This is a genomic window from Bacteroides sp. HPS0048 (genome assembly GCF_964240755.1).
GTDB classification, from domain to species: domain Bacteria; phylum Bacteroidota; class Bacteroidia; order Bacteroidales; family Bacteroidaceae; genus Bacteroides; species Bacteroides nordii.
In genome coordinates this window covers 144,619-168,337 of record NZ_CAXSVC010000002.1, presented here as the reverse complement: position 1 = coordinate 168,337, position 23,719 = coordinate 144,619, and the positions used below count along the sequence as shown (strand labels likewise).

The window sequence follows — 23,719 nt, the reverse complement described above, 5'->3', positions numbered from 1 at the left end:
TTACTGTTTCTCACGTCCGTTCACCAGATAGACGAAAGTGCCGTATTTCAGCTTTACCTTATTTTTTTTGATAGCTTTGCCGATGGCATTGCTCGTTTTCTGGTAGGCATTCGTAGCGGCTTGCATTCCCCATTGCGAGAGACTGTTGCCGTAACTGCCGGTATTCATGTTCAGATTCCCCGACACCGCACCGCTTGCCACATCCTTGCTCGTTTCCCGGAACTGGCTGTTCGGTACATAAAGCCCTTCCATGCCGTCCGTGTCGTAAAGGGACAGGCTGACCTTCACCAGTTCGTCCTCGATGAGAATGCTGGTGATGTTCCCCTTCACACGCCCCGACGAGAAGCCGCTCATGGTGGCATACAGATACGACCCTCGTTTGACCACGCACTCGTTGATCTCCACGTCGTCGAGCAGACGCAACCGCACACGCGAGCCGTCCACCGCCTTGATGTCCTCGTCGATAATGGCCTTTATCAGTTTCGGTTCACGGGCATTGACCGCAAGCGTATTGAAGTAATCCGAAGCCGTCTTTACCTTGCGTACCACTTCGCTGGGCGGTTCGTTCTCTGACGGGGCTTTTACCGAACGGCTCTCTTCCTCTATTTTTCCCTTGACCTCTATGGTTGCCGTCGGGGGTTGCGCCGATGCGGTACTGTCCGTATCGGTCGCCGGTAATACCTCATTGCGTCCTCTCAACCTTGCTTCGGCAAGGGCTTTCTCCAGTTCCGCGAGAGCTTCTTGCTCGCGTGTCTTGGCATCGGCAATTTGCGCTGCCGCAGCCTTTTCCTGCTGTTGCTCATCGAGCAAGGCGATGTCGTCCACCGTGTATTGCGATTCATATTCTTCCTTGTTGTCATCGGGTTCATCTCGTTCTATGTTATCCACTGCGGAGTAATCCTGTATCTTACCCCATGATTTGGCCATGTTCTCGTACTTGCTGCCTATGCCGTCACCGCCTTTAAGCCGGGCATCCGGCAAATCGGGGTTCAAAAACTCCGTTGTCTGCAGCGTCTTGTCCGGAATCTCCGCCGTTTCGGTATGAAACAGGTCGAAGATGAAGTACGATGCAACCAGAAGCGGGATATACAGGACAGCCGGAAGCATATACTTCGGCTCCCTGAAATTGATTTTATCAAATATCTTCATCATACATCTTTTAATTGAGTTGTACATACTTGCCTTCAATGCTGCAGTTTTTCAGCACTTCTGCGTTTTCCACTCCGAATGCGATCAGGATGCTGCCGCAACCGGGAGAATCGCCGCGTGTTCCGTCCGGGCGGTAAAACCGGATGCGGTGGCGCAGGAATTTCATGCCCGTCGCTTTCTCGAAAATGACGTCCTGAAACATTTTGGAATCGCAACGGTTGAACAACAGCGCGATGCCGTTGCCGTGTTCCGCCAGCTTTCGGACAAACTGTTCGATAAGGGGACGCGAGTACGGAGGATTGAGCCATACACGCCCTTCCCATTTCAGGGACAATCCGTCCATGTTCCGGTCATACATGACTTCGGCGGTCGGCCACAACGGACGGATAGGGGCGCAAGGGTCAAGGTCGAACCTGCCTAACGCTTTCAACACCTCCTTCGGGGTGTACCATTCGTCCGACGAGCGGACTGATTTTTCAAATCGTGTATTCATAAGCACTCCTTTATTGCGGTTCATATTTCTTGTTCTCGTTCCGATTTTCCCTTATTTCACCCCCTTGCAGCCTCTTGTGTCTTTCCCGTAGCACCGAATCCTGCATTTCCGTCGCCGTGCGTGTCGGCCGGCTGTTGCGGTATGCCATTGTAATGCGATAGATGTTCCAAGTGAACCCTCCGATAGCGAAACCAAAGACGATGACCAGAAAAAGTATCCGGTGTGCGTTGGCGAATCCCTGCACCTTGGCGGCAGCCTTGTCAATGCGTGTCGCTTGGGCGAACTTTCGTCCGGCGGACACCTCCCGCTCGTAACGGTCTTTGTATTTCGGATCGTTCTTGTCCGGCATCTTTTCACCGAAGAGCATCCGCCTGAATCCCTTGATATTCATAAACTCCGTTGTTTAGTAGTTGATCTTCGTTTTCTGTTCGATGTCCTTGTTCAGCAGGGTTCGCCAGTTCACGATAAGCAATCCGTGCGGGTTGTTTTCTGTTCGGGGCACACGCTTAAGTTGCCCCGCCGTGACCAGTTCCCGCATGAGGATGTTGCTCCGCCGCTCAATGCGTTGCCGTCCGTAGTAAGTGAACTCCATCTTCTCCTTGTTGAAAGCCACGCTGTCACAATAGATGGAGAACACCGAACTCGTACCCAAAATGTTGGAGTAGAAACCCTTTTCCTTGAGCGTGTTGTATTGTGCCAACCCCGTCTCATCCACCAGATACATCGCTTTTTCCATCGTATAGCGGATGTATTTGTCATCTGGCGGTAACGTGAAAAAATAATGGTGGAACATTTCCACATGGCTTTTAGCTTCCATGTCAAGCGTTTCGTCCATTGTCGTGCGGTTCACGAGGATAGGCACGTTGCCGTCCAGCACATACACCTTCTTCTGCGCATCCGAGACCATCGTCCGGGCTGTCCAGATACTTGACAAGCTGATGATGACACATCCCACGAGAAAAGCGGTACAGATGATGCCCACCAGTCTTATTTTGTTTTCCAAATTCTTGATGACCATCGGTTATTCCCTTTTACCGTTCAACATCTGTACATATTCCGTGTGCAGCATGGGTATGACCGCATCCCGAAGTTCCGTCAAAAGATTCTCGAACTCCGCCGAGAATATCTCCACGTAATAGCCCTGCATCTCCACGTGGACAAGCACCCACCAGATTCCTCTTTTGCGCTTACCTGCGTTCCGCTGCAGCAGGGCAAGACGCAGCTTGTACGTCAGGTACGTCACCAAGGGGGCGATGTACCGGTCGTCGTACTCGAAGGCTTCGTCCAGTTCTTCATACTGCGGGTCGATGCGGTGGTTTTCCGTCACCTCGCAAACCTCTTTTCTCGCTCGTTCCTGTGCAAAGGACATGAATTTCTCATCCTTGCACCAACTTTTGATTTTCTCTTGCAATTTCATGTTGTTATGATTTTTATTGGGTTTATATTATCTTTTGCGGATTATCTCATGATGCCGCCCAACCCTCCGGTTGCCGTCATCTTCGCCTGCTGTGCCACGCCCTCGCCGAAGTTTCGGGTAGAGAATGCCGTGTCGCCCTCCGGTATCATCCATGCCGCCAAGTCCGGAACAAGGTTCAGGCACTTGAGGGCTACAATCGAAGCCGCCATCAGGTAGCCTGCCGAGAAGAACGAGTTTTGCAGGTAGGCAGCCATCGTCTGCTCGCTGGCGGTTATCGCCGTCAGGTTCTCGATTTGGATGCACAATACAATGTCAAAGAGCAGCAGCACATAGAAGCCCACGAAGTAGAGCATCGCCCCGTAGAAATGCACCGTCAGATAGCGTGTCAGCCACTTCGCCCAAGCACCTTCCCATTTCGGCAGGATGCTGAACGCCCACTGTATCGGTCCGAAAATCGTCAGCATTCCCAACAGGATTTGTTGGCAGTAAATCGTTGCCCACCAACCGATTCGGAACACCACGAGAGCAATCAACATGATGATTTTGTCTATCCCCACGATGACTCCTGCCGTCAAAGACGTGAACCACAACTTCGCCGCATCCTTTTCCATGCTCGTCACTTCGTCCACGCCGGTCTGCTCCATTGTCGCCTCTATCAGGTTGGGATCGGATGTGCCCGTGTGGGCGACATCCGCCTGCGCCTGCAGGTTCGTGTACATCGTGTCACGCACATGGATGAGCTGTTGAACTTCCTCGAACCTGTCCGATATCTGTGAAGCTTCAGCTTCGTACAGGTCATGGGTGTACGACCCGATGCAATTCGGGATGTAGGACAGAAAGTCCAGAAAACACCAGTTGTTCCGGCTCCCCGCCATACCCGTGTCCGCAGGCGGATACCACCAGCAGATGATAATCGACACGGCAAGCGGCCTAAACAGCTTCATAACGTCCAACGGCTCGTGCTTTACCATCATCTTGTAGGCGATACCTGCCGCCATGACGATGGAGAACAGTGCCGCGAGTGCCATGCACATCTGCAATATCCACCAAAAAGGACCCTGCGCACCGGTAAAAGTCGCGTCCGTCAGAAACTCGTTGGTCTGAAAGATGACATCATCTATTTCCTCCTCCAACAGGTTGATGCCGAAATCCGAAAGTATATCTCCGTTTGCCATAGCCCTGTCTTTTTATTTCCCTCTGTTTACACTCTCGTTGTCATCTTCGCCGTTTCCGTTGCCGCCCGATTGCGAGCCACGCACCGCAAGGCGTGATTCCTGCCACCGGCTCATGGCATTGCGGACAATGCCGCCCTTATGCAGGGTACGGTTGTCCGTTGCGTTCAGCAGTGTGCTTGTTGCCGTTGCGTTCTGACGCTTGGCGAGGTAGCTCACTAAAATCTCGTTCTGCCGTGCCACATCCTCGTAGATGCGCAGATACTCCTTCTTTCGCTGGGCGTTTGGCATATAGGCGTCTTTCGTGGCGTTGATGGCGCACTGATAGACGTGGTAGTATTCCGTCCACCGTTCCTTGTCGGCCGGAGTACCGCCGGACAGGAGAATACGGTCGATGTTGCGCCGGAACCGGTCCATCTGTCTGCTGACCTTATCGCCCTCGGCAAGCCACGCGATGTCCGCCTGCCGGTCGGCAACGTTCAACGCCTCGACCTTCGCCCGCTTGACCAAAGCCGAATCAATGGCTTCCGCTTCGTCCACCTGGTTGTAGAGATTGATACCGGCAAGTGTGCGGAACGAGAGCTTGTTTTTGGCCGCCGCCGACTTCTTGTATTTGTTGTGCAGCACGGAATAATAGAGGTCGGGCGAGAGTGCGCCCGTACCGGTTTCCATGACCGTTACCTGATTCTGCTTCGGCGAATCATGGTTGTACGTTACATACTGTGCGTGTACGGCTGTCGTTACGGTGACCGCCACTGCCATGAGTAATAGTTTTCTGTTCATATTCTTCTCTTTTTGTCGTTAATAATCCAGTCTTCCGGCTCCGCGCCAACGCCCGAAGGCGTCATCGAGAATCTCCCGCATGGTGCGGGAGCGATATACCTTTGCTTTCCAATAGCCGATGCGCACTTGAATGTACCGCCATGTCTCGAAATAGGCCCGGTTCAGATGCCGCTCGATGTTGTCCAATGAGCGGTTGATGGCCTCCAACACCATCAGCAGGTCGGAGGTCGAGCAGGCTGCCGCTCCGGTGGCATACAGCACGAGGTCGCTCACGGACTTGTAGAGCTGTTCCCCCTCACGGGCAATCGCCCTCAGCCCCCTCGCATTGATGGAGATAATCAGGGTATCTGCGGATTCGATGCGTCCACGTTTCAAGATCTTCGCATTGAAATCCTCCAACAACGATTTATAGTCGCCGATACGGTCGCTGACCGATGTATAGGTATTCTTGACGTTCAACACCGTGCGCAACGACTGGTACATGACGTCGATGGCATCGAACGCACGGGTGTATTTGTCAAGGTCAATATTCAACTCTTTATAGTCCCCAATTTCTTTACAGCTGTACTCGTGCAACAGCTTGTTGCTGTGCTCCAAGGTGCTACGAGCCAACAGCAGGCTGCGCTGCTTCTTGTGGTCGTTGATGTAGGCTTCGACGGAGACTATATCGAAAGTCCACTGCGCCTTGGCGATACCGGGCAGCAGGGCGAACAGCACGACGGCAATCTGTATGGTACGTTTCATGGCCGTACCTCCTTTCTGCTATTCCTGCTGTTGCCGCTCCGAAGCGTCCGTGCATTCTCCACCCAGCGGTCATGGCATTCCTCCACGAGTGTCAGCCTACGGCCTTCGTCCGTGTCCAGTCCGGGCTGCACATCCTTCATCACGTCAAGGATGCTCCGCTTGTAGTGCATCATCTTTTCCAGCGATACCAAGTCGGCATATATCTTGGTGATTCTGCTGTCCACCTCTCGCGCTATCTCAAGGCGGTCGCTTGACCACAGCAGATGGTACACGTCGCCTGATGGCGTTTCTTCCGTCGGTGCGCTGCGGGCGTATTCCGTCGTGATTTTACAGGACGGATGTTCACGGGCGATTTCGGCTATCCGGTCGTTTACCAGTTTAGCCTTTTCCGCATCCGAAAGTCCCGGATCAAGGGTCAGCACGTCAGCGACGTGTGTGTCCGTATATTCCGAAGTGAGTTCCCACTTGATTTGGATAATGGTACGGTGTATTTTTATGCCGAGAAAATATTTCGGCTTGCGGGCAATGGAGACCGTAGCCCTGAATGTGATGATACCGTTGATATTCGGCATGGTCGCCTTGCGTACATACGAGTAGCCGTTCCATGCTCCGCCGTCCTGCCAAGTAAGACCGTATGCCGCCTTGCAGTCCTGCATGATGGCAGGGATGCGGTAATAGTCATCCGTCGCCACGCTGTTGTCGTCTGCGGCATCCGACTTTGCTTGGGCATAGTCGGACTGTTTCTTCTTCCATTCCGCGAGTTCTCCTTTCAGACGGTCTATCCGTGTCTTGTTCGCGTTGTACTGCTGCCGGTAATTCGCCGCATCCTCAATGCTCGCCGTACTGATTTTCTTCAGCAGGACAGCGTTCTCGTTTTCCAATGCCCCGATTTGCGCTTCAATATTGGCCGCTTGGCTGTTCGCCTCGTTCAATAGCGCGTCCAGTTCCGAAAGGTCGAGGTCGTTTTCCGTCACCGAGGTCTGCATGGCGCACTCCTTGGTGTGGGCATTCAACGAGCTGCCGCACTTGCGGCACTTGTACTGTGTCGAGCCTTGTCCGAGCGTAACCCCGTCGGAACAGGTCACGCTGATGGTCACGCTCTCGCATCCCTTCAATTTGGCTGCGTCCGTTGCTTGGTAATAGTTCCGCGCACCGGAAGATATATAATAGGTGTAGCCGTCCTCGTTCTCGTTGAACTCCGCAAGCCGGACATTCAGTTGCGCCCGAAACGTGTTCAAGTCCATCGAGTAGGAATCGAAGACTTCCTCATAGACGACCTCTTCTTTGTTCCAGTTTTTGCTCACATGGATTTCGTATGCGTATGCCTTTTTGGTCTGCTTGTTTTTCTTGCTGATGATATAGGCACTCATCCAATAGTTGATGCTGTAGCTGAACCCGTCGTTCTGGTTGTTCAACTGCTGCACGCGGTTTCTTGACCAACCGGCATATCCTTCCGAGTTGGCAAGTACCTGTTCCCGTTGCGAGGCATCAGGATAGAAATTCGGGTCGCTCGTGTTGAACCGCACCCATGCGCCCCCGTTCAGGATGCTGTTGTCGTCCGTCGGAGGATAGTAGTCGCACAGCGATACGCTCCCTTGGTCACGCCGGGCAATGTACCACCGCTGCGTGTAATAGTTCCCCATCGCTTCGTCCAGGTAGTCGGTCATCCATGCCGTGAGGTTGTAGTTGCTGAAGTTGAACAGACCGGCCACGTTGTCCGGACCACCCACCATGTCAATCAGCAAGCCGCTGATGTCATGTTCCGCCTGCTCGAATAGACTCCCGTAGTGTTCATACAGGTTGCCGATTTCTTCAACCTTTCCACCCAGCAGGTCATGGAACGAGCTGCTTTGCAACAGGGCGTCACCAAGATTGGCAATGCCTGCCGTTGCAAGGCCGACCCCCGTGTTATAAAGGTTGTCGAGGTCGCTTTTCAGGTTCTCGTGGGTGAAGTTGCCCGGTATGCGGGCGAAGTTGTCCATCATCCGCTGCCAGTCGATGTTTCCCGTTTCGGAGAGTTTCAGCAAGGGGGCAATTTCCGGATTGATTTCGAGAAAGGCGATGTCCGAAAAGGTCAGCGTGCTGTTGGTCACCACGCTCTCGAACTGCATACACAGACTTTTGGTATCATCGCAGACTTTCATCAGGTAACTGCCCCAATAGATAGCCGTTTGCGGCGAATGGAGCATCTGCTTCGCCACCACCCATATCTTGGGCATGATTTTCTCCGCCACCATCCGGTAGATGCGCCGGTAGTAGTAGTTTTCCGTACGGCTGTTCCAGATGCCGAGGTCGCTCAGGGCTTTATGCTCCAAGAACTTGGCCGCGAATATCCCGGCGGTAGCGACCTCCGCTGCCGTGTAGTGCTTGAGGACGTCATCGACCTGCTCCCGGTAGTACCCTTCGGCGACCGCTTCCGTACCGAAGGCAGCCACCATCGCCGCAACGGTACGGGTGTCGTAGTTCACGCTGTAATACTGGGCGTGAACCGTCTGGCAGAGTGTGACCGAGGCGATGGTCAGGATAAGGAGTAGTCGTTTCATGGCTGCAATGTTTATTTGGATTCATGCACGGGACGGAGGTTGAGCACACGCCCCGTCTCGTTTACTTTTTGTGCAAAAGGCAGGGCCTTCCCGATACCGCTGGCATCCCAGTCCCGGCAATATGCCTCGATAGCTTCCTGATGGCTGCACCGAAGTTCCTTCTTGTAAAGCTTCAGTGCCTCCTTTTCCGCCCGTTCGGTCGTGTAGGTCATGTAGCACTCGTGCGGCTCTTCCACGCCGTACACGCCGCTGGTCGTCCCCCGACGGATAAACACTTCGCGGAAGAAGCTGCGCCCATCCTTGTTCTCCAAGCGGTTGATGGTAAATATCTTCTTGCAATCCACCTCGGTCAGACCAAGAATCTTTCGGATTTCGTCAAAGCGTTCCTTGAACTTGCTCTGGTCAAGCAGCATCACCACGTCCGAGTTGTTGATGATGGCCTCCTTCACGATTTCGCTGCCGATGATGTCCTGTATCTCCTGCGTCACCACGCCGACAGAAGCCCAAAACTTACGGGCGGTCTTGTACATGAACTTGATGTATTCCGCCATGAGCGGGCTGGCAATGGCCTTCCACGCCTCTTCGATGACAAGGACTTTACGGGTCTTCTTGATGCGCATTTTCTGCAGGAACACGTCCATGATAATCAGTGTGACAATGGGAAACAGTTTCTTGTTTTCCTTGATTGCATCCACTTCAAAGACGATGAATGTCTCGTCAAACAGTGCCGAATCCACATTCTCATTGAGAATCTTCTCATATGCGCCTCCCTTGTAGAACGGCTGCAGCATGGTCGAATAGGTCGAGTAGCTGATTGTCGTGATGTCATTTTCGGTGCAGATCTGCTCCAGACGGTCGAATGAGTAGTCAAAGAATGAGTTGAAGTTCAGTTCCGACACTTTGAGAGCCGCCCGCCGTGCCTCAAGCACCTCTATCTGTTTGCGCACCATCTCATCCACCTCTCTGGGTGGTTTGTTTGGGTTCTTTCGGCTGGCCGCCGCAAACAGGTTTTTCAGCAGTACCTCCCGTTGCTCGTCGGTGTATCTTGTAAATCCGTTGAAATAGGCATCATAGTAGTCTATGATTATCTGCTCGACAATGCGGAACTCGATTTCGGGAATCTGGCTGTCCGACCCTTTCCAAATCATCAGGATAAGGTTCTTGAGGAAGTCTATCTTCTCGATATTGTATTCCTCCCGGTTGATGCGAAACGGATTCATCGTAATAGGCCGTTCCTCGGTATAGGAGATATACTTGCCGCCCAGATACTCGCACAGTCCCTCGTATGAGTTCCCCGTATCGACCATCACCACATCCGTTCCCTGCTCATGGAGCTGGCGCACGACCGAGTTCATATGAAAACTCTTGCCGCTGCCCGAAGGCCCCAAACAGAAAAAATTGGAATTATCAGTCAGTTTATTCTTTCCCTCTTTTCCCGTGATGTCGATAGCCACCGGCACGCCCTGACGGTCGGTGTAGTAAATCTTCAGCGGCGTTTCCTCGCTGTGCAGCACACGCTCCTTGTACATCAGGCACATCGCCGCATCGGAAAGGGTCAGGAAACGGTCGTATTCCTCATTGAGCGTGTAGCAGTTGCCCGGAAACGAACCGACGAACAGTTCCAGTTGGTTGTATGCCCGCTTGCTGATATGGATACCCATACGCCCGAAAGCGTTTTCCAAGTGGTTCGTACACTTTTGCAGGTCTGCACCGGCAGACACGGCCACCACCATGTTGAAGTGTGTATATACCAGTTGCTTGCTCTCACGGGCGATGACTTCCTGCACACGCTTGATGTCCTCGACCGCCATCTGGTTGTTCGGATTGGGAATGCTCGCGTGGCGGTTCTTCTTTTTGTCGAGCAGCGACAGCTCACGCTTCTGGTTGGGCAGGAAGATGATTTGGTTATAGACCACCGTCTCGGCGTTCGGGATGCTGTCCACCACCGACACCAAATCGACGGGCATTTCCGTGTTGTTGACCTCGATATTCGTGTACGGACGTATCTGTGAGGGCAGTGCGGCACAGTCCACGTCCACAAGGCTGTACACCTTGCAGCGTTTGTCGCCCATCGACACGGTTTCATCGTCCGCCTTGAAGTTCGTCATCGACACGGTGCGGTCTTTGAAGTTCATGGCGAAGTAACGATCGACGTACTCGCTCGCTTCGGCTTTGTTCAGGAATCTGGCCTGTACGCCGCCGTCACGTAACTGGTCGTGTACTTTACGGATTTTCACAAGGAAGTCGCGCCACTTTTTGCTATCGAACGAGAACAGACGGCTTTTCTTCGCCTCTTGCGTGATGGTCAGGTAGCAAAGGCTGTCCGTGTAAGGACGTCCCTTGAAATAACGAAAATAGGATGAAGACAGGAACTCCTGACCGTCAGTCGGTTCGCTCGCAAACTGTTTCCTGACGAAGATGTCCTGCTTGTGGATGGCGTACCCTTCGCCCAACGTCTGCGCAAGGGCGGTGAACAAGTGTGTGAAGTCGTAGTAACTGTCAATGTCCGCCGAATATTTCTGTACCGGATTCTCTATCTTAAGTACGGCGGAATATTCGCCGGTCTTGGTGTACAGCACACCCACACCGTCCGTTTCCTCCGCCGAGAAATAGATGTCCTGAAAGATTCGCTTGCGCTTGCCGCCCGTACCGAACGCATAGACCGACAAGGCCATACCCGCGCACAAAGCGACAAAACATAAAATGATGTATAGGGTCATTTCGATATACGTGTAATTAAATAGGGGCAGGTTCGCCTTGCTTCAAGACAAACCCGCCCGCGTTCAACAATCAATAAAGCCATGCACATTGCCGTGATGGTTTTTCTTTCGTCAGATCTTGCGCGAGTGGGCATACACATACACACCCGGAACGACCTTCTTGCTATGCAGTCCTTTCCGCTGTTTGAGGAGGATGAGCACGATACCGGCCGATACGACGGCTGCCAGCACGACAAGCCCGGCAATGAAACCGAGCAGGCAGTAGGCGGCGACAAAGCCGACAATGGCTCCGCACGTCGTCACCGCCGCCCAATATATATACCGGCCTTGGATGCCCAAAAACTCAAGAGGCCGTTGCAGTCCCTTGAACAGCGGGTAGTCCGGATAGCGTTCGTCCTTGCCTTTCATACTTATCCTTGATGTTTAAGCGGCAATACCGAAGAACAGAGGCAACGCCTTGGCCGCCGCAATGAGGAAGATACAGGCTCCCACGACCATCATGATCTTCTTCTTGACGTCCTGCTCCTCGTTGTTCATGGCGATATATACCGAGATTGCACCCACGATGGCCACAACGCCGGCAATGGCGTAGCACAATTTCACCATAATAGGCACATACTTGGCAATCTCCTCCGCGACAGTGGATAATGCGCTCGTACCGGCGGAATAGTCGCCTGCGGAGTTCTGCGCTTTCGCCACCATGCCGGACAGCAGCATGAAGGAGAACATCATTACTTTGGTAGGGATTCCGTTGACGAATCCGAATGCCTTGCGGCACAGTTGTTTGGTTTTCTGAAACATACGTTTACTTTTTTAGTGAATACTTTATTTGTCTGCGACCTGATACAAGTAAGGTTATATGCGGTAGCCGAAGAAAACCGGGAAAACATAGAATGCCCCGATCAGGAACAGGCACGCACCTACAAGCGTCATTATCGACTTGGTGATGCCGTCCTCGCCCGTGTTCATCTTGATGTATATCTGACAGACGGACACGATGACGTAAACTCCGGCGATAGCGCAACAGATATACTGGACATAGAGCATCATCGTCACCACGAAGTCGTGCATCGTGGCCAACGCATCCGCTCCCCAGCTATAGTTCACGCTGCCGCTTTTGGCAAAAGTCGTGTAGGGGAACGGGAGGCACAGCGCACATAGAATCTTTTTAGCTTTCGACATCTCACAACCGGTCTTGAATTGGGTTCCACTTTATTTCCGGTCGGTTGTCTAACCGTCCCTTGGAAATCATAGCCTTGTACATCTCCTCCGACGTGCGTGCGTCCGACAGGTAAGGCGTGGTCTCTTCCATCTGTTCCTCCGCCTCGGCCTTCAGCCGTTCCAGTTTCTCCTGCGCCGTTCCCGGTTTGTCCTTGACATCCTCAAGGGATGTTTCGGAAGAGGTAGCCGTACTTTCCGTCTCGTAGTTCTCGCTACCGATACTGAAGCCGGTCTCGCTTTCCGTGACAGCCACACTCTCTTCCTCTTCCGGTGCGCCGAGGTCGAAAACTTCCTCGTTCGGTTTGTCCGTCCCCTTTTTCCCGTAGATGTCATGCGCTATGATGACGGCGTAGTAAATGATGTAGGCAACCGTCAGGACGATGGCAAAAATGAAATATGAGTTCATGTATTTAGTATGAATATTAAAATTTGTATTAGTATGATTTTGCAAAGAAACGCACGAAATATAAAACCATAAAATAATTGAGCATTAAACATCTATTTCGTTAATGAGATTTATGTAATTTCCAAAAATCGAACTATTAAATCGTACTATATTGCAGTCTCTATGGAGGGAAATGGAGAAATCGGGGCATAAAAAAAGCTCTCGTGGTGGAGAGCTTTAGGTGGCAAAGGAGAACACTGAATATCAGCGTTTCTTTCCGCGCAGGTAATCGTTCAGGTCTTTGTATTCCGCATAGTGGCAGGATTCATCGCTGACACGTCCATCATACATCCCGGCAATGGTCTCTGTGGTTCTCTGCCCGGCAAGGTCATTGTCGAGATAACAGTGGATGACCGAATATTCCTGTAAACGTGCCAGCGTCTTTTTCAAGTTGTTTACCGAGTTCATCACGAGGTAGTCGCATGGCATGGCAAGACAGACCGTTCGGTCGCCTGCCAGTTTCAGTGTCATATAGGAAAGGAAATCCATGAAGCCCTCGAAAACACAGACATTTTCCTGTGTCTCTTCTGTCAGATGTCTTATCAATGAGATGTCCTTGTTGTTCAGGCATCCCTTGTAATAGGCGTTGCGCACCTCGTAACCACCGGAGGTATTGCCGAATGCGAGAGCGAAATAATGACGGCCTCGCAGTTCATAATGCACCTCCTTGCAATACATACGGCCGATGTCCGCGTCGATAAGCCGAGATTGGAGGTAAGAGAACAGGGCGTGATGGCGGAGTGGAATCACGATCACGTCTTTCATTTCAGCCTCCACCGGTCGGGGTGGAGCGGTCGGCATACGGGTTCTCGGTAGTGATGCGCCATTCACAAGCCTCTCGATATACGCCAGTGCCTCGCTCACGCAGTCCGTCCGGCAAATGTATTTTGCCAGTTCCACCAGGTCGCCGCCGGTCGCCTCGCCGAAATCGTACCATTCATTGATTCGGTCATTCACCTTGAACGACGGGGTACGCTCGTTCCGTAACGGTGAGAAGTACCAGTATTGTTCCGATTTTATATGCTGTGCATGGTGGCCGAGCTGTGCCAGAAAATCCACGATGCGTACTTGTTTTGCTTCTGCTATGGTCATCTATTTTTCTTTCACTTGATTTCAAAAAAAGGTTTAGTTTAGTTTTTCCCCTATATATATAAATACTAAAGTAAACTAAATGATATAAGCCCGCGCACGACTTCATTCTTCATCAAAAAGCATGGCCTCGGTAGGCGTCATGTCGTAATAGAACAACTTGTCCCGTTTGATGATGAGCTTGAGGTTGTCTATCAGGTATTGCATCAGTTTTATCATGACACTCCGGCCGCGTTTGAACCCGATTGCCTCGTAGGAGACCATCAGGCTCTGCAGCAGGTTGTCGAATCCCCGGATGGGCTTTTCCCCGAATGCGGCAGAGAGAGCTTCGCGGTGCTGTTCGATGCTCAGTTCCGTAAACCCCGTTCTTGCCTTGGGCTTCGGGGGCTCGCCAAACGAGTGTACTTCCGCAATGACGGGCAGTCCTGTTTCATTGATGGTAAATGCAAACGGCTTGAACTCTTTTTCCCGGATATGGAGCGCATGGACTTCGCTGATGCCGGGATTCTCGTTACTCTTGCTGATGACCAGCACGGTCTCCGCCTTGTTGCTCATCTCCGTTCCGATATGTCCGCGCACGTTGTTGTCCCCTTTGTTCAAATGAAGCACACAGTGGATGTGCAGGTCGTATCTCGAAGACCATTCCATCATCCGGTTGATGACTTCCACCGATTCACCGGCATTATTGATGTCGAGCATCAGGTCGCGAATGCCGTCGATGATGACCAGTCCGTAGCCTTTCTGTTGGCGCAGCGCATAGTCGATGACCTCGATACGCACCGACGGCGAATATTCACGCAGGCAGAAAAAATCGAGATTCTCCGGATCGGTCGTCGTGGGCAACCCGGCCAGCCGCAATATACGCTCCAATACCGAGCGGCAATGGAAACGGCTCTGTTCCGTATCGACGTACAGAATACGCTGTTTGCCTTCGGGCAGATGTGCACGGTAGTTCAATACTTGTTTCCCCGCCAATGATGCGGCGACAAGCGCAGAGACGTTGAACGTCTTTTTCGATTTCGCCTTGCCAGTCGATGCACTGAAATTGCCGAGCGTGGCAATCGTTGAGTTATCTATCCAGATGATTTGCGGAGGGGTCTCATAAATGTCCGTCGCCTTGATTTGCGAGGCATGGAGGATGTCCGACAGGCGGTGTTCATCCATCCCCATGCTGGTTGTGCGGTCAATCCTTCTTTCGTTTTCCATAGCGTCTCTTGTTAAGGAACGGTTCTGTGGCGGCGGCTTCCGTCACCCTGCGCACTGCCTCGTTCATGGTAGGTTCATAATTCTGCAACAGCCATTCGTCCAATTCCTCCTTGGCGAAATAAACCATTTTACCGCGCGGTTTGTAGTGCGGTATCTCCTTGCTCGATGTGAGCTTGTACAGCATACTTTCAGAAACCCCGATATACATGCAGGCTTCCTGAAATGTGAAAACTCTCTTGGTCGTGAAGATGGTATTTTCCAGCAGCGTAATACGCTCCAAGAGACTTTCGACCGGTTCCAATTTCTTCAGTACCGATTCGATGGCGGCGAGCCGTCCGCTCATCCGCTCCATGAATGTCATTCTATTCGGCATAATAACACAGTTTGATTTTTGACAATGGAGATGAAACCTCCGTTATGCAGCGCGCTAACGGAGGTCAAAGGTATGTCCTGTAAACGAAGATGCCGTGATTTGGGGAATGATACTATGCACGTGTCATTGTAACTCTCATGCTTTTACCTTTCACATACTTCGCTTCTTGTCACTTTCTGTCATTCTTTCAGCCGATCAATGACCTTTCGGATGCTGTATGCGACCGATGTCATGTTGTTCTTGATGGATGACAGCGCGGAAGACAGGGTTGACACCGAAACGGAGCGTGTCCCGTCCTTGGACTGCAGGAATGCGCCCTTGCCGAGAACATTCTGCCACCGAGATTGGATGAACGAGTTTTCAAGAAGCGCATCGAACAGGATTACCACACGGCGGATATTGTTCACGCGGATGGAAAAGCCCTTCTTGCAGGCGAAGAGAGCCTCCATGTCTTCAATGCGTACAGAAACACAGAACAGATGATAAGTATTGGCGCAAGCCACTATACTTTTCATCTGTTCCGGGGTAAAATTACAACCAAAAGAAAGAGAGAGAGCCGCAGGTCGGTTGATACGGGGCGGACCAAGCGGAGACAACGATTCCGAGGTGTCATACATCCGTTTCAACTTCATGCACTCATTAAACGTGAAATCCGGTGCGGCAAAGCAGGGCTGGACGGAACTGGCGCACTCGGTCAGCAGCCCCTTGACAATGTGGATGTTCATTTCGTGGCAGTTCCGGCAGGCCGCATGGTCACAGTCTATGTACCGGTGTCCGTTTACGAAATCGTCCACATAGCGGTGGTACTGTTTACCACCCAACACAACATCGTGGAGATAAACTGTTTTTGCTTCGGTAAGCAGGGCGAAAAGTTCATTCGCCACATCCTTGTCCGCAGCGAAGTGCTGCAGGTGTTGGCTCCCTCCAAAAAGAGAGAAGGCCGTCTTCAGGTCTTTTCATGTCGATTTACCTTTTTGAGTTTATAATATGTGATGGAAGCATTAACTTCGGTTGCATTTACAACCGGAGAAATGCCGTAAATATATGTTTGTAAATTAGACATGGACCACAGAATGCCTTCAATTAGTGAAACAAACCGTTTACAAGATTCACAGCCTCGTCCTTTTTCTTATTGATAATCTTGGCATACACCTGTGTCATTTTCACATCGGCATGGCCGAGCAGCTTCGAGACAGTATATAAGTCCGCTCCGAGCGTCAGCATCATGGTGGCAAACGTATGGCGACTGGTGTGGTAGGAGAACCGCTTGGAGATTCCGGCTGCTTTCGCCCAAGGTTTGAGCTGCATTCTGATTGTATTGGCGGACGGCAGGTCGAACACATTATCTTCTGATGATTTGCCCCCACGTTCCGGCATCCACTTCAACGCTTCAGGAGAGAGGGGCAGGTAAATAGGCTCTTTGGTCTTTTTCATGGACACGGCCAAACGGTACTGTCCCCTGTCAACGAACACGTCATTCCATTTCAGCTTGATTATATCGCTGATGCGTAATCCGCAAAAGCAGGAGAACAGATATGCGCATTTTACAATCTCGTATTCCTCGTGGGGCATAGGAGTGTCAATCAACGCCTGTACCTCTTCGATGGTCATGTACGACCGCATACTCTCCGGCTTGCGGATTTTCTCCGACTTCTCAAGTTCGTTGAAAGGGTTGGCCTTCATCTTTTTCTTCCTGACGGCAGAGTTCAACGCACCGTTCAACGCACGGTAATAATTGTGAAGCGTGTAGTTCGATATGTCCTTGCCTTTCGGATGATATTCCGTCAGCAGATAAGTGATGTAGCCACGACAAAAGTCCCCGTCAATCTGATCCAGTGTGACCATTTCTCCGGCATAGTCTTTCAGTATGCGCATGGCAATCTTGATTTGACTGCCATCTTTCTTACCGGCACTCTCTTGAGCCTCCATATAAACCTGCATCCAATCCAGCAGGAAAGTCTTGTCCTTACGGAATACAATCCCGGCCTCATTACTGGTCAGTTCGATAATACGCTTCGACTTGATGGCATTGGCGGCGTCCATTGTCGTCTGATTCTGCCTGCGGGAGTTGCTATCCGTTTCCGGGATAATATACATCTTGAGGTATTCATATGTCCGCTTTCCGTCGCGGTATATATCCAGATACAGGCTCTTGCTGCCATTGCTCAGCGACTTCATCCGAAGACGAATTGGCTCTTTGACTTTTGTATGATTCTTAACTCGTGCCATAGGGATTCCTTTCTCATTTTTTCTACTGCAAATATACGAATAAGTATCGAATTTGAGAAACAAATGAGAAACAAAATTGCACCAAACAAGAGCCAATCTACTGAAAGTACTGAAAACAACCGAAAATAAAAATAAGATTATAAAACTTTGATTTACAGGATATTTGTTATCAATTTATTGGATGTTGTTTTCATTCTATACATATAATGCGTAAATCTGGTAAATTGGAACTACGGAGACGATTGCGTGATGCTTATGCTATGCTTACGCATAGCGTGCATTCACGTACTCTCCGTAAAGGCTTTACCAGAGCCATCGCTTGAAGGTAGTGTGAATTGCACGCTACTTTTTTACCCTTGCCTAACGAAAGGAAACGATTATGGGTAAAGTTCAGATTCTCGCCGTACTGACGATGGACGGATGTCTTTCTTCAGAGTTATATGATAAAGCACATCAGGATTTGTGCCTTGACCGTTGCGGTCTTGATGAAATCAGGAAGAAAGCCTTTTACCGTGTGACACCGGACTATTCCATTTCAATGCTGCACGAATGGAGAAAAGACTGCACAAACATCCGTTACCTCGCGGAAGCCACACCGGACACGGCAGACTATATAAACGGACTGCTGCGGATGCACGCTGTGGATGAAATCATACTATACACCGTTCCTTTCATATCCGGAAGCGGACGACATTTTTTTAAGTCGGCTCTGCCAGAGCAACACTGGACGCTTTCCTCTTTGAAAAGCTATCCCAACGGTGTATGTCGCATTATCTATATCCTTGATAAAAAAGCAAGATAGCCAAAATGTGCGGCAAGCATACATTTCTATTTTCAGGAATAGAATAAATGTTCCGATTACAAACAATTTAAGTCGGAGATAATTTGTCCTTGTGAAAAAATACTGAATTTTATACCTCTGAAATCCAGCACTTTGTAAAATTGAGTGTTGGATTTTTTATTTTCTGCCGCGTTTTTTGCCAATTATATTCATGTGCGCACGCAGAAAACAAAGTGTAATTTTCAAAATTGACAGAACCATGAATTATTTCTTGCTGGCGGAAACCGACTTTTTCCGCCTGATAAACGAAGCCGGCGACTGCAATATGGAAACGGCATACACGGCTTTCGCCACCCAAGTGATCGAACTGTGCAACGGCGGCATGGACATGAACCTTACCGTCATCGCGCTTGCCTACATCGAAATCGAGTTGCAGCACCATCCCGTACGTAATCTGTCAGAAGAAAAAAGAGAGATTGCCGCCTACGTCAGCAAGGCTCTGTCTTTCGTAAGAAAGATGCAGAAATTCCTTGCCACGCCCCAAGTGCCACCACTAATATCCGCCAACAACGCAACAGAAACCACCGCCAGCCTTCTTCAATGGACGGGCAATGCCATCGACCTCGTGGAACTTATCTACGGCATAGACGTGATGGGCTGCATCAACAACGGCAATATGCCGCTCAAACAGCTCGCCCCGCTCTTGTACAAAATATTCGGCGTGGAATCAAAGGACTGCTACCGTTTCTACATCGACATCAAACGCCGGAAGAACGAGAGCCGCACCTACTTCCTTGACAAAATGCAGGAAAAACTGAACGAGAAGATGCTCCGTGACGAAGAGATGGAGCGTATGAGAAGATAGACTAAGAATCCCTAAAGAATAACGGGCGGAGCAAGTTTGATACTTTGTTCCGCCCGCTTTCATTGCCTCACGTCAGCCCGGTTATTTCTGCTGTAACAGGTGTTTCAGATTGTCGTCGTTGGCAATCCGCTCCAGTTCCTCCTGAACAATCTGCTTGACTTCCTCCTTGATGCGCCTGTAATTCGCCTGCACCGTTTCCTTCATGTGGTCGTTGCCATCCTCGTCCGTGAAGTCGGTAATGACGGGTATCTTCTTGTAGGCTTTTTCCTCGCGTTTCACCTTCTCTGCATCCACGACAATCTCGCAGTGAAAAATCTTCTGTTCAATGCGCTCGTTGAAGTTATCGGACACAGAACCGACAAACATTCCCTGCGTCAAGCCGGAAATCTTGCTGGGCGGGATAAGCGCGTCCATCTGCGTATTGATAGAGGTGGAAACGTCCTGCCGGTTGATGGAAATGGACTGCCGTTTCTGCAAGACCTTTCCGAAGCGTTCGGATAGCGTCTTGGCGGTTTCACCCACCACCTGCCCGGAGAAGATATTACCGACGGTGTTCATCACGACTTTAGCTTCCTTATCGCCATAGTCGCGCACCAACTGGCTGAAATCCTGAAAGCCCAGACACACGGCAACCTTGTTGCTTCGTGCGGTGGCAATAAGGTTGTCCAGCCCCTTGAAATATATCGTCGGTAGTTCATCTATAATGACCGACGACTTCAGCATCCCCTTCTTGTTGATGAGCTTTACGATACGGGAGTTATACAGACCGAGAGCCGCACCATAAATATTCTGACGGTCGGGATTGTTACCCACGCACAGGATTTTCGGCTCTTCGGGATTGTTGATATCCAGCGTAAACTCGCTGTCCGACATTACCCAATAGAGTTGCGGGGAAATCATGCGCGAGAGCGGAATTTTCGCCGATGCTATCTGCCCTTGAAGCTGCTCAGCCGCCCCACCGAGCCAAGCATCCATGAATGGTGAGAGGTAGTTTTCAAGTTCGGGATATGAAGAAAGAATCGGGAAAATATCCTCGTAACGGCGGTTCAGGAACTCAATGGCATGGGGAAACGTGCAATACTTACCACCCTTATAGATTTTGAGATACCATATAATACTGGCAAACAAGATAATAGGTGATTCCACGAAGAAGTCACCCTGCTTCTGCACCCACGTTTTATTGAGATTGAGCATAATCGTGTACGCACTCTCGTAAGCGTCTGTAATATCCTCCATGAAGTCCGGGTGGATAGGATTGCAACGGTGTGAGCGTCGCGGGTCATCGAAGTTTATCACATAAAACTTCGGTTTCACCTTGTAGCCCTCCGGGTGGTTCAGCAGATGATTGTAGGCTATCGTGGACAAGTCGCTGAATTTGAAGTCGTACACATACATCGAGAAGCCCTTTTCAATCTGCTGCTTGATGAAATTATTTACCACAGCGTATGATTTTCCACTGCCCGGCGTACCCAACACGATAGAAGCCCTAAAGGGATTCACGACATTGATCCAGCCGTTGTTCCAACGCTTTTTGTAGTAAAACCGTGTCGGAAGATTGACCGAATACTCACTTTCTATGAGCCGTGTTTCCTGCATGAAACTCTCGTTCTCGTTGTTGAATACATCGTCCATGAGGTTGTGCTTCAACAGGCGGCTCATCCACAGACCGCCCATCAGCAGGCAGACATAACCTGCGCCGATGGTCAGAATATACAGTCCCGTCACCGCCTCTATCGGGAGCGGCAAAGCCAGTATCCACCAGTTGAGGAAGAACAACACAAAGCCAACGGCAAGGGCTGTCCAGATTCGTTCCCAAGTGATTTTCTCACCCTTCACGCCCTTTGTCCCCAGACAGGACAGGGCAAGCAGGAGAACGGCAAACAGTTTCGTGTACAGGATGGAACGGAACAGCCCCGCCGTGCGGTTGAAGTTCATCAGTATTCTGTCCACCACACCGATGTCCACCCCCCAAAGCCGGATTGCTTCGTAGCAGAACCAGTACACGTTCATGACCACTAAAATAATACTCACGGCACGCAGAAAATCCATGATTTTCGCCAATGCCCTCAAATCGTCTTCTTGTTGTGACATACATTGATTTTTTTGACTGTTGATACTCTTGATTACATTCCCAAGCCCTTGCGCTTCTTCTTTTTCTTCTTGCGCTGCATCGCCCGGATGAAGGCTTCCTCTTCAGCGTCCACTGCCGGACCTTCGGGGGCAAACAGGTTCATGCCGCTGGAATGGCTTTCGTATTCCCCTCCGGAATATCCTTGCCTGTTCTCCAGTTCCTCCACCGGAACGGAGAGCGGAATCGGCGGCTGTCCGGCATAAGGCAGCGTGAAGTGTTCCTGCAAGGCGTTGGCAGAAAGTTCCTTGCCCATGCGTGAGCCGTTTAACACGCAGCCCGTGCGGTGGTCGATGAACGTGGCTCCATAGATGCGCCCTTCCTCCGTGTAGCGTAGCACGGTGTCGATGCCCTTCCTTTTGAGCGTGGCAACAAACTTCTCCTTGTCATACGTGCCTTCCAGCACGGAAAAGACGGTGCGTTTCGTCATGTCAGCAAGTTTCCTGTCCTTAATCTCCTGCTTGGAACGGGCAAACTTCTTCTGTACGGCTTCATAGCCGACGGACTTCCCGAACAGTGAGGACTTGAAAGGATTACCGACCTTGTTACCCTTATCGTCCGTGACGGAATAGACCAGCCCGTGATACTCACGTCCGCGCACATTGCCATGCGCTTCCTCCACCGTCATATTATATAAGGAAAGAAGGGCGCGGTATTCGCCCATCGTCTGAAACTTGTATCTGCGGTTCAGTTCTCTAATCAGATTCCCCGCCTGCTTCTTCACGTCGCCCGCAGAAGCGTCCACTTTGCGCAGCGGCGTATCAAGACGGCGGTTCTTGCGTTCCGCGTCGTGCAGCCCGTATTTCCGTTCCAGTTCGCGTGTTATCTGCTTGCTCCGGTAAAAGTTATTCCGGGTGTCTATGCTCCTGCCTTCCTCGTCCACCCTGACCGTCACAATATGCAGATGGTGGCGGTCGATGTCCTCATGCTTGAAAACGAGATACGGCTGGTTGCCGAACCCCATCTTCTCCAGATACTCCCGTGCGATGTCCTGAAGTTCTGTGTCCGTCAAAATATCGTCGGGATGCGGATTGAGCGAGATATGCACCACCGGTTTCTTCACCTTCGACCGCACGGGCATCAGAGCGAGAAAGTCCTCCATAGCCCGGTGGATATCCACCGTCCCCGAACCGTCATTGTAGATGCGGTTGGTTGTCAGAAGCCGCCCTTTCGCCTCGTTGATCTTTTCCCCGTTGTAGGCAAGTGCGCCGTACAACGAGTTTCCTACACTGATTTTTGCGACCATTTTTCCTGCATCTCTCTTGAAAGTTCCACAATCCGGCGGCTCAGTTTCACGAGTTCGACGGTCTGTTGCTCCAGCTTGTAGAGCAACGCCATCGCCTTTTTCTCGGAAAAATGCAGCCTCAGTTCCTTCACGACTTGGTTGTAGTTCGTGCCTATCGCGCGGAACTGCGCATGAAAATCGGACAGTTTGGTGTAGTAATCCACCAGCGTCTTGTCCACTTTCAGCACTTTGAACGGCTGCCCGAAGAAGTGCGCTTTCAGGAAGACCGACTTGGCGTAAACGCCCGACTTCTCGAACATGGAGAGGAAACGGTTGTGTTCCTCCTCGCTGAAACGGACGGTGTAGCGGAACACCGCCGGATCGAGTTTGGGATTTCTCCCGCCTTTGTTTCTTCTTTTTTCACTCATATTACTTTGGATTTAGCGGTTTGACGGCATAAGCCGCCGCTTCGAGGCACAGCACCGCAGGTTTGAGAGGCTTCCCGACTTCGGAGGGTAAGCCCGCCCCCCTGCAAGGGCAAGGCGTTTTCGTGGCTGCTCAAAATATTTTGAGCGGCTGAAAACATACCTTGCTATGTTCAGGTGAACATAAAAATCCGTCGGGGACGGATTGGGGGAATGCCTTTCAAACCCCGGGCTGCGCCACCTGCGGCGAACCCTGCCGTTCGGGTGCAAAGTTACGCCCTTAACGCGGTATCGGACAGAGGCTTGACCCGGACAATCAGTGCCAACCGGCGCAACGTGCTGCCACTTGCCGGAGAAGTGATACAGATTCAAAAATATCCTTGTTTATTTGCAGCATGATTCAAGAAACGAACGATTTGAAGATATGGAAAAAGGAACTTTCAGATACCCGGCAAACCGCTTCGGCGGATATTTGCCAAACCGAATATCCGAACCGTCGGATACCCGGTTTTCCAGTGACGTGGTGATTCACGGATTCAATGACTTCATGACGCAATGCCGTCATTCACCGGTTATCCGAATCCCGGCTTCGCCATTGAAGCGGATACGTGACGGACCGCCCGGATAATGATTCACGGACGCGGATATGTATGTCACCGCTTCCGTACAGGAACAGGAAAACAATTTATCAACCATTAAAAGCAATAGAAC

The 23,719-nt window shown here is 51.0% G+C and carries 25 protein-coding genes; 3 read left to right on the top strand and 22 right to left on the bottom strand.

What is annotated here, in order from left to right:
* From traM to ACESQI_RS01975, 19 genes are all read right to left on the bottom strand, one after another.
* Positions 1-1,152: a conjugative transposon protein TraM gene (gene traM, locus ACESQI_RS02065; protein WP_005680011.1), complete on the bottom strand. Its 1,152-nt coding sequence runs from the start codon at positions 1,150-1,152 to the stop codon at positions 1-3.
* A gap of 7 nt (positions 1,153-1,159) precedes the next feature.
* On the bottom strand, positions 1,160-1,642 hold the full coding sequence (locus tag ACESQI_RS02060; RefSeq protein WP_004320479.1) for a DNA N-6-adenine-methyltransferase: 483 nt from the start codon (positions 1,640-1,642) through the stop codon (positions 1,160-1,162).
* 10 nt (positions 1,643-1,652) lie between these two features.
* Positions 1,653-2,033, bottom strand: a complete 381-nt coding sequence (locus ACESQI_RS02055) for a hypothetical protein (RefSeq protein WP_004301338.1) — start codon at positions 2,031-2,033, stop codon at positions 1,653-1,655.
* A gap of 12 nt (positions 2,034-2,045) precedes the next feature.
* On the bottom strand, positions 2,046-2,660 hold the full coding sequence (gene traK / locus ACESQI_RS02050) for a conjugative transposon protein TraK (protein WP_004320476.1): 615 nt from the start codon (positions 2,658-2,660) through the stop codon (positions 2,046-2,048).
* A 3-nt stretch (positions 2,661-2,663) separates the two neighbouring features.
* Positions 2,664-3,059, bottom strand: a complete 396-nt coding sequence (locus ACESQI_RS02045; protein ID WP_004320474.1) for a hypothetical protein — start codon at positions 3,057-3,059, stop codon at positions 2,664-2,666.
* A gap of 41 nt (positions 3,060-3,100) precedes the next feature.
* Complete coding sequence (locus ACESQI_RS02040; protein WP_008645383.1) at positions 3,101-4,234, bottom strand: membrane protein; 1,134 nt, start codon at positions 4,232-4,234, stop codon at positions 3,101-3,103.
* Between the two features lie 12 nt (positions 4,235-4,246).
* Positions 4,247-5,014, bottom strand: a complete 768-nt coding sequence (locus ACESQI_RS02035) for a DUF5045 domain-containing protein (protein WP_004320453.1) — start codon at positions 5,012-5,014, stop codon at positions 4,247-4,249.
* An 18-nt stretch (positions 5,015-5,032) separates the two neighbouring features.
* Entirely contained in the window at positions 5,033-5,758 is a 726-nt protein-coding gene (locus ACESQI_RS02030; protein ID WP_065538531.1) for a hypothetical protein, read from the bottom strand.
* Positions 5,755-8,301 (bottom strand): hypothetical protein, encoded by a 2,547-nt coding sequence (locus ACESQI_RS02025; RefSeq protein WP_004320450.1) that lies wholly within the window; start codon positions 8,299-8,301, stop codon positions 5,755-5,757. The genes ACESQI_RS02030 and ACESQI_RS02025 overlap by 4 nt, the downstream gene beginning before the upstream one ends.
* 11 nt (positions 8,302-8,312) lie before the next feature.
* Entirely contained in the window at positions 8,313-11,021 is a 2,709-nt protein-coding gene (locus ACESQI_RS02020) for a hypothetical protein (protein WP_004320448.1), read from the bottom strand.
* 111 nt (positions 11,022-11,132) lie between these two features.
* Positions 11,133-11,429: a DUF4133 domain-containing protein gene (locus tag ACESQI_RS02015; RefSeq protein ID WP_004320446.1), complete on the bottom strand. Its 297-nt coding sequence runs from the start codon at positions 11,427-11,429 to the stop codon at positions 11,133-11,135.
* Between the two features lie 15 nt (positions 11,430-11,444).
* Positions 11,445-11,822 (bottom strand): DUF4134 domain-containing protein, encoded by a 378-nt coding sequence (locus tag ACESQI_RS02010; RefSeq protein ID WP_004320444.1) that lies wholly within the window; start codon positions 11,820-11,822, stop codon positions 11,445-11,447.
* Between the two features lie 54 nt (positions 11,823-11,876).
* The gene (locus ACESQI_RS02005; protein ID WP_005679963.1) at positions 11,877-12,203 is read right to left on the bottom strand and encodes a DUF4134 domain-containing protein; all 327 of its coding nucleotides are present in this window, start codon (positions 12,201-12,203) and stop codon (positions 11,877-11,879) included.
* Position 12,204: 1 nt separating this feature from the next.
* Positions 12,205-12,648 carry a hypothetical protein gene (locus ACESQI_RS02000; RefSeq protein WP_004320438.1) on the bottom strand — a complete coding sequence of 148 codons (444 nt, stop codon included), beginning with the start codon at positions 12,646-12,648 and terminating at the stop codon, positions 12,205-12,207.
* A gap of 243 nt (positions 12,649-12,891) precedes the next feature.
* Entirely contained in the window at positions 12,892-13,779 is an 888-nt protein-coding gene (locus tag ACESQI_RS01995) for a toprim domain-containing protein (RefSeq protein ID WP_004320436.1), read from the bottom strand.
* A 102-nt stretch (positions 13,780-13,881) separates the two neighbouring features.
* A complete protein-coding gene (locus tag ACESQI_RS01990; protein ID WP_007487638.1) occupies positions 13,882-14,982 on the bottom strand; it encodes an AAA family ATPase in 1,101 nt (366 codons plus the stop codon).
* Positions 14,960-15,355 carry a helix-turn-helix domain-containing protein gene (locus ACESQI_RS01985; protein WP_004320431.1) on the bottom strand — a complete coding sequence of 132 codons (396 nt, stop codon included), beginning with the start codon at positions 15,353-15,355 and terminating at the stop codon, positions 14,960-14,962. Before ACESQI_RS01985 ends, ACESQI_RS01990 begins: the two co-directional genes overlap by 23 nt.
* A 179-nt stretch (positions 15,356-15,534) precedes the next feature.
* On the bottom strand, positions 15,535-16,239 hold the full coding sequence (locus tag ACESQI_RS01980; RefSeq protein ID WP_005679961.1) for a hypothetical protein: 705 nt from the start codon (positions 16,237-16,239) through the stop codon (positions 15,535-15,537).
* Between the two features lie 199 nt (positions 16,240-16,438).
* Entirely contained in the window at positions 16,439-17,584 is a 1,146-nt protein-coding gene (locus tag ACESQI_RS01975; protein WP_004320429.1) for a site-specific integrase, read from the bottom strand.
* 379 nt (positions 17,585-17,963) lie between these two features.
* On the opposite strand from ACESQI_RS01975, the gene ACESQI_RS01970 reads away from it, so the two are divergent.
* Positions 17,964-18,386, top strand: coding sequence for a dihydrofolate reductase family protein (locus ACESQI_RS01970; RefSeq protein WP_004291474.1), 423 nt, complete (start codon positions 17,964-17,966; stop codon positions 18,384-18,386).
* A gap of 238 nt (positions 18,387-18,624) precedes the next feature.
* A complete protein-coding gene (locus ACESQI_RS01965) occupies positions 18,625-19,230 on the top strand; it encodes an RteC domain-containing protein (RefSeq protein ID WP_005809231.1) in 606 nt (201 codons plus the stop codon).
* Positions 19,231-19,311: 81 nt separating this feature from the next.
* On the opposite strand, the gene mobC is transcribed toward ACESQI_RS01965, so the two are convergent.
* The 3 genes from mobC to mobA are packed head-to-tail and all read right to left on the bottom strand — an operon-like array spanning position 19,312 to position 23,011.
* Entirely contained in the window at positions 19,312-21,321 is a 2,010-nt protein-coding gene (gene mobC, locus ACESQI_RS01960) for a conjugal transfer protein MobC (protein ID WP_005809229.1), read from the bottom strand.
* Between the two features lie 32 nt (positions 21,322-21,353).
* Positions 21,354-22,604 carry a conjugal transfer protein MobB gene (mobB, locus tag ACESQI_RS01955; RefSeq protein ID WP_005809226.1) on the bottom strand — a complete coding sequence of 417 codons (1,251 nt, stop codon included), beginning with the start codon at positions 22,602-22,604 and terminating at the stop codon, positions 21,354-21,356.
* Positions 22,583-23,011, bottom strand: coding sequence for a conjugal transfer protein MobA (gene mobA, locus ACESQI_RS01950; RefSeq protein ID WP_005809224.1), 429 nt, complete (start codon positions 23,009-23,011; stop codon positions 22,583-22,585). The genes mobB and mobA overlap by 22 nt, the downstream gene beginning before the upstream one ends.
* Before the next feature lie 421 nt (positions 23,012-23,432).
* Between mobA and ACESQI_RS01945 the strand changes: the two genes are divergently transcribed.
* A complete protein-coding gene (locus ACESQI_RS01945; RefSeq protein WP_032538122.1) occupies positions 23,433-23,636 on the top strand; it encodes a hypothetical protein in 204 nt (67 codons plus the stop codon).
* Positions 23,637-23,719: the final 83 nt, after the last annotated feature.

What these genes read in the sequence shown, in the direction of transcription:
- ACESQI_RS01945 (WP_032538122.1), top strand. Translation starts at nt 23,433, where the DNA reads ATGGAAAAAGGAACTTTCAGATACCCGGCAAACCGCTTCGGCGGATAT.
- traM (WP_005680011.1), bottom strand. Translation starts at nt 1,152, where the DNA reads ATGATGAAGATATTTGATAAAATCAATTTCAGGGAGCCGAAGTATATG.
- ACESQI_RS02055 (WP_004301338.1), bottom strand. Translation starts at nt 2,033, where the DNA reads ATGAATATCAAGGGATTCAGGCGGATGCTCTTCGGTGAAAAGATGCCG.
- ACESQI_RS01970 (WP_004291474.1), top strand. Translation starts at nt 17,964, where the DNA reads ATGGGTAAAGTTCAGATTCTCGCCGTACTGACGATGGACGGATGTCTT.
- ACESQI_RS01975 (WP_004320429.1), bottom strand. Translation starts at nt 17,584, where the DNA reads ATGGCACGAGTTAAGAATCATACAAAAGTCAAAGAGCCAATTCGTCTT.
- ACESQI_RS02035 (WP_004320453.1), bottom strand. Translation starts at nt 5,014, where the DNA reads ATGAACAGAAAACTATTACTCATGGCAGTGGCGGTCACCGTAACGACA.
- ACESQI_RS02045 (WP_004320474.1), bottom strand. Translation starts at nt 3,059, where the DNA reads ATGAAATTGCAAGAGAAAATCAAAAGTTGGTGCAAGGATGAGAAATTC.
- ACESQI_RS02040 (WP_008645383.1), bottom strand. Translation starts at nt 4,234, where the DNA reads ATGGCAAACGGAGATATACTTTCGGATTTCGGCATCAACCTGTTGGAG.
- mobA (WP_005809224.1), bottom strand. Translation starts at nt 23,011, where the DNA reads ATGAGTGAAAAAAGAAGAAACAAAGGCGGGAGAAATCCCAAACTCGAT.
- mobB (WP_005809226.1), bottom strand. Translation starts at nt 22,604, where the DNA reads ATGGTCGCAAAAATCAGTGTAGGAAACTCGTTGTACGGCGCACTTGCC.
- ACESQI_RS02025 (WP_004320450.1), bottom strand. Translation starts at nt 8,301, where the DNA reads ATGAAACGACTACTCCTTATCCTGACCATCGCCTCGGTCACACTCTGC.
- ACESQI_RS02005 (WP_005679963.1), bottom strand. Translation starts at nt 12,203, where the DNA reads ATGTCGAAAGCTAAAAAGATTCTATGTGCGCTGTGCCTCCCGTTCCCC.
- mobC (WP_005809229.1), bottom strand. Translation starts at nt 21,321, where the DNA reads ATGTCACAACAAGAAGACGATTTGAGGGCATTGGCGAAAATCATGGAT.
- traK (WP_004320476.1), bottom strand. Translation starts at nt 2,660, where the DNA reads ATGGTCATCAAGAATTTGGAAAACAAAATAAGACTGGTGGGCATCATC.
- ACESQI_RS02060 (WP_004320479.1), bottom strand. Translation starts at nt 1,642, where the DNA reads ATGAATACACGATTTGAAAAATCAGTCCGCTCGTCGGACGAATGGTAC.
- ACESQI_RS01965 (WP_005809231.1), top strand. Translation starts at nt 18,625, where the DNA reads ATGAATTATTTCTTGCTGGCGGAAACCGACTTTTTCCGCCTGATAAAC.
- ACESQI_RS01990 (WP_007487638.1), bottom strand. Translation starts at nt 14,982, where the DNA reads ATGGAAAACGAAAGAAGGATTGACCGCACAACCAGCATGGGGATGGAT.
- ACESQI_RS02020 (WP_004320448.1), bottom strand. Translation starts at nt 11,021, where the DNA reads ATGACCCTATACATCATTTTATGTTTTGTCGCTTTGTGCGCGGGTATG.
- ACESQI_RS02010 (WP_004320444.1), bottom strand. Translation starts at nt 11,822, where the DNA reads ATGTTTCAGAAAACCAAACAACTGTGCCGCAAGGCATTCGGATTCGTC.
- ACESQI_RS02030 (WP_065538531.1), bottom strand. Translation starts at nt 5,758, where the DNA reads ATGAAACGTACCATACAGATTGCCGTCGTGCTGTTCGCCCTGCTGCCC.
- ACESQI_RS01995 (WP_004320436.1), bottom strand. Translation starts at nt 13,779, where the DNA reads ATGACCATAGCAGAAGCAAAACAAGTACGCATCGTGGATTTTCTGGCA.
- ACESQI_RS01985 (WP_004320431.1), bottom strand. Translation starts at nt 15,355, where the DNA reads ATGCCGAATAGAATGACATTCATGGAGCGGATGAGCGGACGGCTCGCC.
- ACESQI_RS02000 (WP_004320438.1), bottom strand. Translation starts at nt 12,648, where the DNA reads ATGAACTCATATTTCATTTTTGCCATCGTCCTGACGGTTGCCTACATC.
- ACESQI_RS02015 (WP_004320446.1), bottom strand. Translation starts at nt 11,429, where the DNA reads ATGAAAGGCAAGGACGAACGCTATCCGGACTACCCGCTGTTCAAGGGA.